Source organism: Chryseobacterium artocarpi (genome assembly GCF_001684975.1).
Taxonomy (GTDB): Bacteria; Bacteroidota; Bacteroidia; order Flavobacteriales; family Weeksellaceae; genus Chryseobacterium; species Chryseobacterium artocarpi.
Window position 1 is genome coordinate 136,766 of the sequence record NZ_MAYH01000012.1, and the last position, 15,612, is coordinate 152,377.

General features: G+C 36.0%; 17 protein-coding genes. 7 read left to right on the forward strand and 10 right to left on the reverse strand.

The window, feature by feature from the left end:
- The first annotated feature begins 28 nt into the window (after positions 1-28).
- On the forward strand, positions 29-3,151 hold the full coding sequence (locus tag BBI01_RS05155; RefSeq protein WP_065393613.1) for an efflux RND transporter permease subunit: 3,123 nt from the start codon (positions 29-31) through the stop codon (positions 3,149-3,151).
- A complete protein-coding gene (locus BBI01_RS05160; protein ID WP_065393614.1) occupies positions 3,132-4,574 on the forward strand; it encodes a TolC family protein in 1,443 nt (480 codons plus the stop codon). Before BBI01_RS05155 ends, BBI01_RS05160 begins: the two co-directional genes overlap by 20 nt.
- A gap of 217 nt (positions 4,575-4,791) precedes the next feature.
- On the opposite strand, the gene BBI01_RS05165 is transcribed toward BBI01_RS05160, so the two are convergent.
- Positions 4,792-5,220 carry a cold shock domain-containing protein gene (locus BBI01_RS05165; protein WP_065393615.1) on the reverse strand — a complete coding sequence of 143 codons (429 nt, stop codon included), beginning with the start codon at positions 5,218-5,220 and terminating at the stop codon, positions 4,792-4,794.
- 705 nt (positions 5,221-5,925) lie between these two features.
- On the opposite strand from BBI01_RS05165, the gene BBI01_RS05170 reads away from it, so the two are divergent.
- Positions 5,926-6,681, forward strand: coding sequence for an SDR family oxidoreductase (locus tag BBI01_RS05170; protein ID WP_065393616.1), 756 nt, complete (start codon positions 5,926-5,928; stop codon positions 6,679-6,681).
- An 84-nt stretch (positions 6,682-6,765) separates the two neighbouring features.
- Here the strand turns inward: BBI01_RS05170 and lgt are convergent, their stop codons facing one another.
- Positions 6,766-7,602, reverse strand: coding sequence for a prolipoprotein diacylglyceryl transferase (gene lgt / locus BBI01_RS05175; protein ID WP_065393617.1), 837 nt, complete (start codon positions 7,600-7,602; stop codon positions 6,766-6,768).
- A gap of 234 nt (positions 7,603-7,836) precedes the next feature.
- Between lgt and BBI01_RS05180 the strand changes: the two genes are divergently transcribed.
- The 4 genes from BBI01_RS05180 to BBI01_RS05195 all read left to right on the forward strand — a co-directional run bounded on the left by BBI01_RS05180 (position 7,837) and on the right by BBI01_RS05195 (position 11,244).
- A complete protein-coding gene (locus BBI01_RS05180) occupies positions 7,837-8,532 on the forward strand; it encodes a VIT1/CCC1 transporter family protein (RefSeq protein ID WP_065393618.1) in 696 nt (231 codons plus the stop codon).
- Between the two features lie 192 nt (positions 8,533-8,724).
- On the forward strand, positions 8,725-9,129 hold the full coding sequence (gene tssD / locus BBI01_RS05185) for a type VI secretion system tube protein TssD (protein WP_065393619.1): 405 nt from the start codon (positions 8,725-8,727) through the stop codon (positions 9,127-9,129).
- A 217-nt stretch (positions 9,130-9,346) separates the two neighbouring features.
- Entirely contained in the window at positions 9,347-10,225 is an 879-nt protein-coding gene (locus tag BBI01_RS05190; protein ID WP_065393620.1) for a hypothetical protein, read from the forward strand.
- 140 nt (positions 10,226-10,365) lie between these two features.
- On the forward strand, positions 10,366-11,244 hold the full coding sequence (locus BBI01_RS05195) for a hypothetical protein (RefSeq protein ID WP_123862090.1): 879 nt from the start codon (positions 10,366-10,368) through the stop codon (positions 11,242-11,244).
- Between the two features lie 81 nt (positions 11,245-11,325).
- On the opposite strand, the gene BBI01_RS05200 is transcribed toward BBI01_RS05195, so the two are convergent.
- The 8 genes from BBI01_RS05200 to BBI01_RS05235 all read right to left on the reverse strand — a co-directional run bounded on the left by BBI01_RS05200 (position 11,326) and on the right by BBI01_RS05235 (position 15,525).
- Positions 11,326-11,829, reverse strand: a complete 504-nt coding sequence (locus BBI01_RS05200) for a hypothetical protein (RefSeq protein WP_065393622.1) — start codon at positions 11,827-11,829, stop codon at positions 11,326-11,328.
- A 9-nt stretch (positions 11,830-11,838) separates the two neighbouring features.
- Positions 11,839-12,360, reverse strand: coding sequence for a hypothetical protein (locus BBI01_RS05205; RefSeq protein WP_123862091.1), 522 nt, complete (start codon positions 12,358-12,360; stop codon positions 11,839-11,841).
- A gap of 11 nt (positions 12,361-12,371) precedes the next feature.
- On the reverse strand, positions 12,372-12,743 hold the full coding sequence (locus tag BBI01_RS05210; RefSeq protein WP_065393624.1) for a hypothetical protein: 372 nt from the start codon (positions 12,741-12,743) through the stop codon (positions 12,372-12,374).
- A 196-nt stretch (positions 12,744-12,939) separates the two neighbouring features.
- Positions 12,940-13,458, reverse strand: a complete 519-nt coding sequence (locus BBI01_RS05215; RefSeq protein ID WP_065393625.1) for a hypothetical protein — start codon at positions 13,456-13,458, stop codon at positions 12,940-12,942.
- A 92-nt stretch (positions 13,459-13,550) separates the two neighbouring features.
- Entirely contained in the window at positions 13,551-14,057 is a 507-nt protein-coding gene (locus BBI01_RS05220; protein ID WP_065393626.1) for a hypothetical protein, read from the reverse strand.
- A gap of 8 nt (positions 14,058-14,065) precedes the next feature.
- The gene (locus tag BBI01_RS05225; RefSeq protein ID WP_123862092.1) at positions 14,066-14,587 is read right to left on the reverse strand and encodes a hypothetical protein; all 522 of its coding nucleotides are present in this window, start codon (positions 14,585-14,587) and stop codon (positions 14,066-14,068) included.
- 11 nt (positions 14,588-14,598) lie between these two features.
- Complete coding sequence (locus BBI01_RS05230) at positions 14,599-14,970, reverse strand: hypothetical protein (protein WP_065393628.1); 372 nt, start codon at positions 14,968-14,970, stop codon at positions 14,599-14,601.
- A 195-nt stretch (positions 14,971-15,165) separates the two neighbouring features.
- Positions 15,166-15,525: a hypothetical protein gene (locus BBI01_RS05235; RefSeq protein WP_065393629.1), complete on the reverse strand. Its 360-nt coding sequence runs from the start codon at positions 15,523-15,525 to the stop codon at positions 15,166-15,168.
- Between the last annotated feature and the right edge of the window lie 87 nt (positions 15,526-15,612).

The window sequence follows — 15,612 nt, forward strand, 5'->3', positions numbered from 1 at the left end:
CCTTTCATAATCTTTAAATCAACTTACTATGGTAGAAATGTTTATAAGACGAAAGGTTCTTTCGTTGGTTATTTCCATATTATTTGTATTACTGGGAATTATGGCATTATTAAAGATGCCTATCACACAATTCCCCGATATTGTGCCCCCTTCTGTAACGGTAACAGCAAAATATACGGGTGCAAATGCCGAAGTATCCGCCAATGCGGTGGCGCTCCCTTTAGAGCGTGCTATTAACGGAGTTCCGGGGATGACATATATGTCAACGGTAACGTCTAATGATGGGCTTACCCTTATCCAGGTTTTCTTTGAAGTAGGAACAGATCCGGATGTGGCAGCTGTAAACGTACAGAACAGGGTAACAACCATTCTTGATGAACTTCCTGAAGAAGTAATCCGCGCAGGGGTAACCACTGAAAAAGAGGTAAACAGTATGCTGATGTATCTGAATATTACCAGTACAGATCCCAGTCAGGATGAGCAGTTTATTTACAATTTCACGGATATTAATGTACTTCAGGAACTGAAACGTATTGATGGAGTAGGACGTGCCGAAATTATGGGACAAAAAGAATACTCAATGAGGGTATGGCTTGATCCGCAAAAAATGGCAGCATACAGTATTTCAGCTGATGAAGTGATCACTTCGTTACAAAAGCAGAATATTTCCGCAGCTCCCGGAAAAGTGGGAGAAACGTCTGGAAAAACGTCCAGTCAGCTTCAATATGTTATTAAATATAAAGGTAAATTTTTTGAACCTAAACAATATGAAGAAGTTCCTATCAGATCTGATGTAAACGGAACGATTTTAAAATTGAAAGATATTGCCAAGGTAGAATTCGGGGCAATGAATTACGGAATGGTTTCCAAGACAGACGGAAGACCTTCTGCATCTATTATGATGAAACAGCGTCCCGGCTCCAATGCTTCCGAAGTAATCGAAAGTGTAAAAGCTAAAATGGATGAATTAAAGGTGACATCTTTCCCTCCCGGAATGGAATATAACATGGCTTATGATGTTTCCCGATTCCTTGATGCATCTATCAGTGCGGTATTGACAACGCTTATTGAAGCATTTATTCTTGTGGGAATTGTGGTGTTTATCTTCCTTCAGGACTGGCGTTCTACTCTTATTCCTGTATTGGCAGTTCCTGTAGCATTAGTAGGAACATTCGCCTTTATGAATATGCTTGATTTCTCGGTAAACCTACTGACTTTGTTTGCCTTGGTACTTGCCATCGGAATTGTGGTGGATAATGCTATTGTCGTTGTAGAAGCCGTCCACGTAAAAATGGAAGAAGGGATGAATGCAATGGATGCCACCATCAGTGCTACGAAAGAAATAGCAGGCGCGGTAGTGGCTATTACAATTGTAATGTCTGCCGTATTTATTCCTGTAGCATTTCTTGATGGTCCGGTAGGAGTATTTTATCGTCAGTTTTCATTAACGCTGGCAATCAGTATTGTGATTTCAGGGGTGAATGCATTAACGCTTACTCCGGCATTATGTGCTATTATTTTAAAACCACATGATCACAATAAAAAGAAAACGATCATCGACAGAGCTTTCCAAAGTTTTAATACCGGTTTTGAAAGACTCACGAATGGTTATGTAGGAATCTTGTCAAAATTCGCTACAAGAACTACAGTGACTTTCGGATTACTGTTTCTGTTTGTAGGATTAACGTTTGTGACAAGTAAGTTTTTACCAACAGGATTTATCCCTATGGAAGACCAGGGAATGGTATACGTAAGTGTTACCACCCCTCAGGGAGCAACGGTAGAAAGAACGGAGAAAGTATTAGATGAAGTGACCGTAATTGCCAAGAAAATAGAAGGTGTAGAGAATGTAACCACCCTTGCCGGATACAGTATTGTAACGGAAATCGCAGGGTCATCCTACGGTATGGCAATGATTAACCTTAAAGACTGGAAGCAAAGATCCATTTCTGTAAATGATCTGATCACAGAACTTTCACAGAAAACAAAAGGAATAGCCGATGCGCAGATTGAAATTTTTGCTCCGCCAACAGTTCCAGGTTTCGGAAACACAAGTGGATTTGAATTACGTTTACTGGACCGAACCGGAGGAACCATCGAAAATACTGATAAAATCACCAAGGATTTCGTTAAAAAGCTGAATGAAGCACCAGAGTTGCAGAACAGTTTTACCAGTTTTGATGCTACTTTCCCGCAATATATGATCAATGTAGACTATGATATGGCAGCAAAGAAAGGAATTTCTGTAGATAATGCCATGTCAACACTGCAGACGATGCTAGGTTCATATTACGCGACCAATTTTATTCGTTTCAGCCAGATGTATAAAGTAATGGTTCAGGCAAGTCCTGAGCATAGAGATACTCCTGAAAGTATCCTGAATTTATACCTTAAAAATGATAAAGGTGAAATGGTTCCGTTCTCTACATTTATCACAATTGAAAAAGTATACGGACCAGAGGTACTTACGAGATATAATATGTATATGTCAGCAATGATCAATGGTGAACCGGCAGATGGTTATAGTTCCGGTGATGCCATTGCAGCAGTAGAACGTGTTGCTAAAGAAACACTGCCAAGAGGTTTTGATATCGAATGGTCGGGAATGACAAGAGAAGAAATTCTTTCAGGAAACCAGACGGTTTATATCTTCCTGATCTGTTTATTATTCGTTTACCTTTTATTGGCAGCCCAATATGAAAGTTTCCTTCTTCCTTTGCCGGTATTACTAAGTCTTCCTACAGGTATTTTCGGATCTTATATCGCATTGGTACTTGCAGGATTGGATAATAACATTTATGCGCAGGTCGCTTTGGTCATGTTGATCGGACTTCTTGCAAAAAATGCGATCCTGATTGTAGAATTTGCTGTGGCAAGAAATAAACAGGGATATGACATTATTCCTGCCGCTATCGAAGGAGCAAGACAACGTCTTAGACCTATCCTGATGACTTCCTTTGCCTTTGTAGCAGGACTTATTCCGCTGTGTATTGCTTCCGGAGCAGGAGCTATTGGTAACCGTTCCATTGGTACAGCGGCTGCAGGAGGAATGTTAATCGGAACGATCTTCGGATTGGTAGTGATTCCGGGGTTATATATATTCTTTGCAAAACTTGAAAATAAGAAGAAAGATGAAAAGATTAAATCATAGAAATATATTATACGGAATAGCAGCGTTAAGTTTAGTTTCTTGTGCTGTTCCAAAAGTAACAGATATCAAAAAAGCTCAGGAATTACCGGAAGCCCCTGCTAAAACTGCAAATTCAGAAGAATTTAAGCAATTGAATCTGAAAGGTTACTTTACAGACACTTATTTACTGGAACTATTTGATAAAGTAGTACAGGCTAATCCTGATTTTCAGATTGCCCAGCAAAGAGTAGAAATTGCCAACAGTTTTTTGCAGCGTTCAAAGATGGATCTCTTACCATCCCTTGAAGTAGGTGCAGAAGCTAGCGGAAACCGATACGGAAAATATACAATGGAAGGCGTAGGGAACTACGATACCAATCTTTCCCCAAATATTACCGAAGAACAGAAGATAAACCGCGATTTCACCCCGAATTACTGGCTGGGAGCAAGAAGCAGCTGGGAAATTGATGCCTGGGGGAAGCTGAAAAATAAAAAAATTGCAGCCCAGAAAAAATTCCTAGCCTCTACAGAAGGGCTGAGGTTACTTCAGGTAGAACTTTTTACAGATATTGCCAATCTGTATTATCAATTGGTAACATTGGATAACCGTCTTGCGATTTATCAGAAAAACTACAACCTTCAGCAGAGAGCTTTTGAAATTGTGTTGGCACAGCGTGAAGTAGGAAAAGCTACGGAATTGGCAGTACAACAGTTTAAAGCTCAGAATAATAACTGGCTTGCAGAAATAGAACATATTAAAGTAGAAATCGTTACCGTTGAACAGGCAATTACAACCTTAACAGGAAGCTACGGTGGAGACGTGAAACGTGGAAAGTTGCTGATGCCTACCAATATGGATGTTTTAAACAAAACCATTAATGTAGAAGCGGTCATTCACTCAAGACCGGATGTAGCCGCAAACTATTACGTATTGGAAGCTTCACAAGCAGATGCCAAGGCTGCGAGAGCTGCATTTTATCCAAAGATTGATCTCGGTGTAGGTATCGGGATGAATTCTTTCTCCGTAGAAACGCTTTTCAAACCAAGCTCACTGGCTGGGCAGCTATTGGGAGGGTTAATGGTTCCTGTTTTTAATAAAGGGCAATTGAAATATGAGTTTAATGTAGCAAGTAAAGAGCAGGAAATAGCTTTTTTGAACTATCAGAAGAGCATAACGACCGCTTTTAATGAGCTTCAGTCTATTTTAAAGCAGACAAAGATCTATGAAAGAGTTTTAAAATTAAAATCGGAAGAAGTTGGCTTCCTGGATCGTGGTGTAGAAGTTTCTAATGACCTCTATCTGACGGGATATGCCAATTATTTTGAACTGATCAATTCCCAGAAAAGTAAACTGACCGCGGAACTGGATCTTTTGCAATTTCAACATCAGAACACTAGAAATAATGTTTTGTTGTTTAAAGCTTTGGGCGGAAAGCTAGACTAGATTATTAAAATACAAACTCATTAGGGATGGTAGTTGCATACCAAATATGAAGCAATCTCAATTTATTTTGAAACCATCCTTAATGCTCTTTAAATCTTAATAGTTTACAATATACAATACTCTTTTTCGGTTTTAGAAACCGACCATTTTTATTTTTTACGATGCATGAAGAAAGCCACCCGAAAAGGTGGCTTTTATTATATAAAGTCGTTTATTATTATTTGACTATTTGAATCTCAACAGCTGAAAATCCTTTTGGAGATTTTTCTTTTTCGAAAGATACTTTGTTTCCTTTTTTTACAGGCTCTACACAGTTGTTATTGTGGAAGAAGATATTTTCTTTAGAGTTATCTTCAGTAATGAAACCATATCCTTTTTCACTAAGGAAAGTAACGATTCCTGTTTTTCTTGGACCCTCCTCAATAATTGGAGCTGCTCCCAACTGAATATCATCAAGGTTTACTTCCTGTCTTTGTTCCGGTGGAGTAGACGTTAATCTTCCAAATTCATCTACGTACATGAAGACGTCCTCCATGTCCTTACCTTTGTTGTTGTTCGTTTTACGTTCTTCGCGTCTTAACGCTTTTTCTTTTTGCTTTTGAATTTTTTTCTTGAAATTTTCCTTTTTAGAAAAAGAATCTGCCATAAATTATTTTTAGTATTTAGTTTCTATAAATTGTATTGTTCAATCTGGTCTGCCTTAGACCTTAAAGCCCGTCAGTGTTTTCTGTCTTGGATTTTCCCAATCATACAGAGCTTTAAAATTCCGACAAATATTGCTCTTGGTAGAAGAATAAAAGTTAAAAATATGGCTGCTCAAAAAGCAAAGACTGAATAAAATATATTCCGGTCGTTACAGAAAACAAAGTATTGACTTGGTTAATTAATGTACAAATATACAACAATAAAATGAATAAAGCCGTTTTAAATGATTGATTATCAGAAATGGTTTTCTGGATAATACCGCGGAAACAGTGTAATTGCGGAAGTTAAAGCAATATTAAACAGGTTTTAATAAAAAAAATCCTCAGTAAGCTGAGGATTTAAAAAAAATATATTAAGATTGAAGTGGTGTGTTAATACGGGTGTGAAAGTATCAAATGTTATGCCTAAAATTCACTTAAGTTAGAAAAAGATGCAAACTGTTTAATATAAAAAGTATAGATGAACCCGTATCTGATTGGTAAATAATGAAATATTAAAGTTATAGTGTTTATATAATGTTTTTATATTTTTTTAATTCTGATAAAATTATATTATGAAAATTTAAGAGAACTCCCGAAAATTTCACCATGTTGAGACGAGTTTTATTGTCCACCTTTGCTTCATTAACAATTAAAAATAAAAACTCATGTCAACGCAAGATGTAAAAGGAAAAGTTGTTTTAATTGCCGGAGGTGGAAAAAACCTTGGTGGTTTATTAAGCAGAGACTTTGCAAAGAAAGGTGCGAAACTAGCGATCCATTATAACAGTGAAAGCTCTAAAGCAGAAAGTGAAAAAACATTATCGGAAGTTCAGGCGCTGGGTGCAGAAGCATTCTTATTTCAGGGAGATCTGACGAAAGTGGATAATATTACAAAGTTTTTTGATGAGACAATCTCTCGTTTCGGAGGCGTAGATATTGCCATTAATACAGTAGGAATGGTACTGAAGAAGCCCTTTTCAGAAACCACCGAAGCTGAATATGACACCATGTTCAACGTAAATTCAAAATCAGCGTATTTCTTTTTGCAGGAAGCTGGGAAAAAACTGAATGATCATGGTAAAATCTGTACTATTGTTACATCATTATTAGCAGCTTATACGGGCTTATATTCTACATATGCCGGAGCAAAAGCGCCTGTGGAACATTTTACCAGAGCTGCTTCTAAAGAATTTGGTACAAGAGGAATTTCAGTGACAGCTGTAGCGCCAGGTCCCATGGATACACCATTTTTCTATGGACAGGAAACTGACGATGCCGTTGCTTACCATAAATCTGCATCAGCATTGGGTGGACTTACGGACATCAAAGATATTGCTCCATTAGTAGAATTTCTCGTAACTGATGGTTGGTGGATCACCGGGCAGACTATTTTTGCAAATGGTGGTTATACAACCAGATAATTTTGAAATAACTGCTCCAAAAAGAAAACTCACTGAAATACTAATTTCAGTGAGTTTTTTATTATTAAATTAAATAAGGATAAGCTATGAAACTTTCATCTTTCCTTTTTCCAGAATACTTTTTATCATAAAGAACAGCCCCAGAATTACAAAAGGAATACTTAAAAGCTGTCCCATGTTTAAGCTCATTCCGTGCTCGAATTCTGCCTGATCTACCTTAACAAATTCAATCAGAATTCTCATGATAAAGATTAGAAGAATGCTGATCCCAAAGTAAAATCCTCTTCCTATTTTAAATATATCCTTTTTATAAATCACATAAATCAAAATAAAAATAATGAAATAAGAGATCGCTTCATACAGCTGAGCCGGATGCCTTGGAAGATTGTCTACCTTTTCAAATATAAATGCCCAGGGAACATCTGTAGGAATTCCTATGATTTCTGAGTTCATGAGATTGGCAAGCCTGATGAAAACACCCGCTAACGGAAGTACAATTGCGATGGCATCCAAAACTGTCATTAAAGGAATAGAGAATTTTCTTGAATATAACAACAGCATGATCATTAAACCAATTCCACCACCATGACTTGCAAGTCCTGCAAAACCAATAAAGTGATAAGCCCCATCAGGTCCTTTTTGAATAGGTAAAAAGATTTCGATCGGATGTTGGGAATAATAATCAAAATCGTAGAAAAGACAGTGCCCTAATCTTGCCCCCACTAAAATCCCAATAAGAGCATATGAAAATAGAGCTTCATGTGCCTGAGTGCTTAAATTTTCTTTTTTATAAATTTTTTTCAGAATATTAAGTGACAGAATAAGCCCTGTAAGAAATAATAATCCATAGTATTTTAAGGGGATTCCGAGAATATTAACTATTTCAGGATCCACATTCCAATTAATGTATAATAGATTCATTGATATTTTTTGTAGAATTTTATGGATGCAAATATAAGAAAATAGGATCTTTTACTTTAAGAGGATTCTTTTTGATAGTTATGTTATTGATAATGTATATTTTATGGAGTGCTCTTTACATGCTAAGCTGTAATTTAAAATGGTTCTTGAAAAAACATTTTATAACTTTAATCTGCAACTGGGAAATTCCTATTGTCTTAGATTTTTAAACTACATATAAAATATTTTCACATTATGCATCATCAATTGGAGAAACATTATGTAAATAGAGTAGGGTGGCTTCGTGTTGCAGTATTAGGAGCTAATGATGGTTTATTGTCTACCACAAGTATTGTTATTGGTGTGGCAGCCGCAGAACCTGAGAGACATGTTATTATTCTTGCTGCGTTGGCTGGAATGATTGCCGGAGCAATGTCTATGGCTGCTGGAGAATATGTCTCCGTAAGTTCACAGGAGGATACAGAAAAAGCTGATCTTATCCGTGAAAAAAGAGAGCTTGAAGAAATGCCCGAAATAGAACTTAGAGAGTTGGCTAAAATCTACGAAAGAAGAGGCTGTAGTAAGGAAACTGCAATGCAGGTGGCAACGGAACTTACAGAACATAATGCGCTGGAAGCACATGCCCGTGATGAATTGGGAATTAATGAAATCACCCAGGCAAAGCCTTTACAAGCAGCTGTTGCATCGTTTGGATCTTTTGCTGTAGGTGCTTTGTTACCATTTACCGTTTCTCTTTTAGCTCCTATTAAAGAAATGATATACTTTCAGTACGGATTTTCTATTATATTTCTTATGCTTTTAGGTGCAATTTCAGCGAGAACAGGAGGTTCCAGCATTAAAATAGCAGTCCTTAGAATTTGCTTTTGGGGAACCGTAGCAATGGGAGTTACAGCTTTAGTAGGACATCTTTTTGGCGTTAATATTTCCTGATTTTTTCTTATATATTTCCTGTGTAATGTGTTGATTTATAATATTTATCTATCCTAACGATTGTTAGTAGTAGAATTACTACACTTTTTCAGATTTTCAATTAAATGTGATTTTGTTAATAGGATTACTTCTATCTTTGGTGATATAGAAAAACACCAAATCACACAATATTAACGATTAAAATTTACAATCATGGCAGAAAGAAACTCAAGAGGAATTTTAAAATTCAACAACGGAGATGGTCAAAAATTATTAAAGCTTAATTACAGCGTAGCAAGATCTACAGACGTTTCAGGACGTGTAGCTTCAGATCCATCCAATGCATTAATTAAAATCACAGTAGAGGCTACAGAAAAATCTGACATTCTGGAAAGCTTACTAAACGGAAAGTATAAGCCTACTGTAGGTGAAGTGACATTCAACAAATCTCACGAAGAAGGAACATTAACAACACTTAAGTGGAACAACGGTTATGTAATTCAGCATGAAGTAGATTTTGATGCTGTAGACGATAACAGTATGTACATTACTTTTGTTGTGAGTGCAGAAAAAATTGAACTCGGAGCATCTGCTTACGATGGTGCATGGCCTTCATAAGAAGTTAATTCTTAAAATCAATATAAAACAGAATGGTATTTTTACTGTTCTGTTTTTTATTTTAAGATCTTAAATGAAGTCTATTGTATCTTATTGCTGAATATTGTTTTTATGGGTGTAATTATTTGATTTTTATGGTTTAAATAATTGATTTTATTTCCGTTTTTAGTGAAAAATTTATATATTTAATATACACTAATCCATAAACCATATTAACATGAAAAGATCTATTATTTTAATGAGTTTCCTTACGTTGTTCTCTTGCAGTGAAAATGATCCTTTAGAAAACGAAAACTCTGAGAAACTGGTTGCTTTAGATGTTTCAAACACCATCAACTCTATTGACCCCTTGCTTCCTTATCAGTCCCCTTATGGGAATAATATGTATATGCCTAATAGCAATCCTTACGCATCGCCAGTTGAATATGTTTTTATTAATGAAACAGATTATGGGATGACCATATATCCAATGATAGGGCTTGCCTATTACGATGGAATATATGATAATAAAAACTTTGGCTGGAACTTAAGTCTAAGCCAAACTCCATATCTATTTTCAAACAGCCAGGAATATCTGAAAATAGCTACCTGTAAATCGTTGTATTTTGCACCTCATAGCTATGAAAGTACAGTTGGTCCAATACAACTACCAACCTCAGGGCAAACTATACTCCCATCCAAACAGTTTTTTGATGCACCAGTATTAACAACGCATGAAAAAGGAGTCTTGTTCGAAGGTGGAAAATTCTATGGTATGGAGGTTGGAGTAGGTATTCCTTACGACCCCAATTTCCCAGTAACCGGAATGGCGGGGGGATGGCTGAAATTTCGTTTTCTCCCTGATAATGTAAGAGATCCGAGACAGGTTTCTCAGGATTGGCAGCCGATGCCTACGAATAATATTTCCTCAAATAAAGATTACTGGTATAATACCAAAACACGAGAGATCTGCCCAGGGAATAATCCGGTATTAGGGCAGGGGAATATTTTCAGTACTGTTCCGTCAGAAAGAAAATTCTCTTATAAAGGGAAGGATTATGAGTTAAAAGCTTATACAACAGCCACTCAGGTGATTGTTTCGTTGAAGCAGATATAATCTTAATCAAATTTTTTTTGAAACTTATATTTTACCAGTGATTATCAGGTAAAAAGGATCACGTATCCTATACTTAAAAAAAATAATCTATTTCATGCAGCAGAATGTATGAAATCATATCACCTATAAACAATACTATTATGAAAAAATCCTTTATTTTATTAAGCATTTTTGCCTTAGTTGGCTGTAGTGAAAATGATCTATTAGAAAAAGAAAAGCCTGATCAGTTTCTCAATGTGGATTTTTCTAATACTATCAACTCGATTGATCCTTTGCTTCCATATCAATCACCATATGGTAATAATATACTTAATGGGATGAACTATCCTTTTGCATCCTATACGGAATATGTTTTCATCAATGAAACAGACTTTGGACTGACTATTTATCCAATGATAGGTCTTGCTTATTATGATGGAAAATATGATAACAAAAATTTCGGATGGAACCTTAGTACAAGCCTGGATCCTAATGTGTTTGCAAATAATCAGGAATACTTAAAAATTATAACCTGTAAATCAATGTATTTTGGACCTCATACGTATGAAAGTTCAGTTGGAAACAATCAGCTACCGACTTTAGGACCTACAATACTTCCTTCCAAACAGTTTTTTGATGCACCTATTTTGACATCCCATGAAAACGGAATGTTGTATGAAGGAGGAAAGTTCTACGGTATGGAGACAGGAGTGCACATTCCTTACGATCCCAATTTTCCTGTAACCGGAACTGCTGGTGGTTGGCTGAAGTTTCGTTTTCTTCCTGATAATGTCCGGGATCCAAGACAGGTGTCTCCGGATTGGCAGCCGATGCCTACTAATAATATTTCTTCAAATAAAGATTATTGGTATAATACAAAAACGTATGAGATCTGTCCCGGAAATAATCCGGTGGTTGGGCAAGGTAATATTTTCAGTGCTGTTCCGTCAGAAAGAAAATTCTCTTATAAAGGGAAGGATTATGAATTAAAAGCTTATACAACAGCTACCCAGGTGATTGTTTCGTTGAAGCAAATCTAAGCCAATGACTGCCATTTTATATTAAAAATCCCTAAACGAAAGTTTAGGGATATAATATCTAATATTAATTGTTTCAATATATTATTGAACCACCAGATAGGTGGCGTTTTCTGATGGAATATAAAACCAGAATGCATCCGATAAACTTCCGTCAACAAATGTGGAACCTGATATTCCACAGGTAGGAAATGCAGAAGGGTCGCCCATCTGGAAATCAAGGTCTGGTGTTTGGTTACTGGTTCCGGCATATCTTGTCTGAAACCATGCAAATGACCAGCGGGTAAGTGGGGAAATGGTTGTCAATAATCCTGATGGAACAGGCTGTGTCAATGCATTTCCGGTAGGAGAAAGCCTCACAGACCATTGATCGATATAAGGAAGTGAACTATTGAAATTAACAATACTATCCTGTGTACTTGCAGGGTAAGTCAGGCTTGCTATTGCCGATGGATTACAACCAGTTGGGCTGTTTGCCGCAAGACGCATGGTAAGATCATAGACTGAGTAATTATTAATATATAGCTTTCCTTGCGAGAAGGAAAGTGAGAACATTAAACTTAAGGTAAGGATAAGTATTTTTTTCATAATTTAATATTATTGAATGACGAAATAGGTTTGACCTGCTGAAACGAACCAAAATGCATCTGAAAATGGATAAGGTCTTGCAACAGATTTTTGTAAATGAGTAATGATAGGAAGATTACAGCCGGAAGTTCCAATAGTTTCACCACTATAAGGAAGAGGAGTGCCATTAGGATCTTCCACTAAAAATTTATTGAACATCCAGTCGGTTGCTGATCCCAATGCCATAAGAACTGGAGAAGTTGCAGGCTGTACAGAACCGTTGTTTAAAGATAATATTACATCCCATCTATCAATAGGTGGGTTTTGCAGATGGCTATTATAATAACCATTATAACTTACGGCTCCCATTGGCGGAACTGGTACTGGATGATGACCTCCGGTAATTAGAGGGTAGCAGTTGGGGCTGCTTTGATCTCCTGCACCAAGAAAATTGATTAGGTTTAAAGATGTATAATTAAATATATTGATCGTTTTTTGAGCAGACATATGAAGAGCACTCATTACGAAAAGTGATACAAGTATTTTTTTCATAATAAGAGTTTTTAGTTTTCTGCTTTTTGGTTGGCTTTAATAGTGTTCAACTTAGCGAAATAAGCTTCCGTAGCTTTTACAATTACCTTTTCCTTTTCTTCTCTGCTGCTGTTTTTGTTTGCATTAGTTTTACCAACCAGTTCTAAAGATGCATTAAATAAAATATCCAAAGCTCTGTCATTTAGTTGTGCACCCCATCTTGCTTTTTCTTCAGGAGTAGATCTGTTTTCCGGCTTCATGATTTCCTTCATTGCTCTGTCAAAAGAAACCATTTCCGTAGACTTCATTTCTTCAGGAGAAGTAAGGCTTGATCGCTCGGAAGAACATGAGAATGCTACACAGAAAACGCTGGCATAGAATGCCGATAAAAGAATTTTTTTCATTGTTATTAAATTTTGTAAAAATTAGATTGCTAATATGTTAAATATTTCACTATTTGGTTATATATAGTTAATATTTTTAATAATAAATGATTTTTGTTTTGAATTTTTTAAATATTGTTATGTTTTTTATTTAAAACTTAAAATAATTTAAGTGTTTAATAATCATATAGATAGTGTAGTTGTCTTTATATAAAATCTATTTATCTTCAATATTAAAATATGTCTGCCCTCCTACTACAAACCAGAAAGCATTGAATGGATAAGGGATAGATGGTGTAGGATGTATTTCTGTAATGATGGGTAAGCCACAACCTATAGTTCCAATAGTCTCATTGTTGTAGGGTATAGTGGCACCATTGGGATCACTTAAGAAAAATTTATTCATCATCCAGTCTGTTGCCATTCCTAAAGGGGTAAGTACAGGAGAATTAGTTGGCATATTAGATACATTATTTACAGCAAGTGTTACACTCCAGGTTGGGATTGAAGGATTAGGGCTATTGTTATAATAACCTGTGTAACTTACGGCTCCACCTGATGGAACAGGTGTGTTACTGACTCCAAATAGACTTGGATAACAGTTACTATTGGTTTGATCAGCACCCATAAGAGCATTGTGTAAGTTATATTTAGTATTATTAAATATATTGATTGTTTTTTGCGCACTCAGCTGAAGAGTGCATATCGCAAATATTGAGAAAAGAATTTTTTTCATGATTATTAATAGTTTTGATTGATTTTTCTAAAATGAAAATCCCTAGTTCAGTCTAGGGATTATATGTTTACACATTGAATTTCTTCAACATACTATTGAATTACCAGATAAGTGGCATTTTCTGATGCAACATAAAACCAGAACGCATCTGTTAAGGCTCCGTCTACAAAAGAAACACCTGAAGCCCATGGGCAGCTTGGAAAGGCAGGATCTCCCATATTAAAGTCAATATCTGATGTTAAATTATGTGTTCCCGGGTCCATTGTATGGAACCAACAGAATTTCCATTGAGTAATAGGAGAAATGGTAGTCAATAATCCAGAAGGAGCCGTTTGAGGTATTGCATTTCCTGTGTAAGAAAGTCTTACTGTCCAGTTTGGAGCGTATGATGCCATACTGTTGTAATCAGGGAATGAAGTCTGGGTGTGTGCAGGAAATGTAATAACACTTCCTAATGCTTCTGGAAAACAATTTGTCGGGCTTCCTCCCACAATACGCATGGTAAGATCATAAGCTGAAAAATTCTGAATGTATAATTTTCCCTGTGAAAAAGACAGAGAAAATACAATGCTTAAGAAAAGTATTGCTATTTTTTTCATTATTATCATTATTGAATTACAAAATAAGTCTCACCCGCTGAAACAAACCAAAATGCGTCATTAAAAGCATATGGAGTGGATGATGTATTTTGTAAATGGGTTACTAATTGCCCGTTGCAGCCAATGGTTCCTATGGATGCACCACTATTAAGAAGAGGACCGCCACCTGGATCTGCAACATAAAACTTATTCAACATCCAATCTGTTACAATTCCTAAATTGTCAAGTTGTGGATCTGCAGCAGCTAATGTGTTAACGATATTTATACCTGACGTGACTGTCCATGAATTGATTGGTGGTACTTTTGTGTCACTGTGACGATAGCTTTTATAAGTTACAGTTCCTTGCGGAGCCACCGGTATTGGATAATTAGTTCCCTGAATGCTAGGGAAACAATTACTGTTGCTTTGGTCTGCGCCCAATAAAGTGTTTACCAAATTAAAATTGGTATAGTTAAATACATGAATAGTTTTTTGAGCATAAAGACCAAAAGAGCTTATGGCGAAAATAGATAGGAGTATTTTTTTCATAATCATAAGTTTTAGTTTTCTGCTTTTTGATTAGCCTTAATAGTATTCAACTTAGCGAAATAAGCTTCGGTAGCCTTTACAATTACCTTTTCTTTTTCTTCTCTGCTGCTGTTTTTGTTTGCATTAGTTTTACCAACTAATTCTAAAGACGCATTAAATAAAATATCCAAAGCTCTGTCATTTAATTGTGCACCCCATCTTGCTTTTTCTTCAGGAGTAGATCTGTTTTCCGGCTTCATGATTTCCTTCATTGCTCTGTCAAAAGAAACCATTTCCGTAGATTTCATTTCTTCAGGAGAGGTAAGGCTTGATCGTTCAGAAGAACATGATAATGCTACACAGAAAATCCCGGCATAGAAAGCCGATAAAAGAATTTTTTTCATTGTTATTAATTTTTGTAAGATTTAGATTGCTAATATATTGAATATTTCACTATTTAGTTATATATAATTTATTTTTTTAATAATTATGATTAATTATGTTGTTTTTTTAAATCAATATTTTGTTAAGTGAAAATTATTGTCGAAAAAGAATCCCTAAAACGATTTGTTTTAGGGAGTATTATATAATCATTAATATTATGGTTGAACAACTAAATAAGTCGCATTTTGAGAAGGAACATAAAACCAGAAAGCATCTGTTAAGTTTCCATCAACAAACGTGGAGCCTGAAGTTTGACCACAATTGGCAAATACTGTAGGGTCTCCCATTTTGAATACGATGTCTCCTGTAGGTTGGTTGGGATTATTATTATCCATCGTCATAAATTGACACTCTTGCCACTGAGTGAGAGGGGAAACAGTGTTTAATATTCCAGAAGGAATAGGTTGTCCTATATAGTTACCATTATAGCTGAATCTTACAGCCCAGCTATCAGTATATGGAGCTGCGCTGTTGAAGTTGGCAATTTGTGCCTGTGTGTTTGCAGGAAATGACATACTAGCATTCACAGTTGGATAGCAACTTGTTGGACTGGCAGCTGAAATACGCATTTGAAGACCGTAGTCAGAATAGTTATTAATATA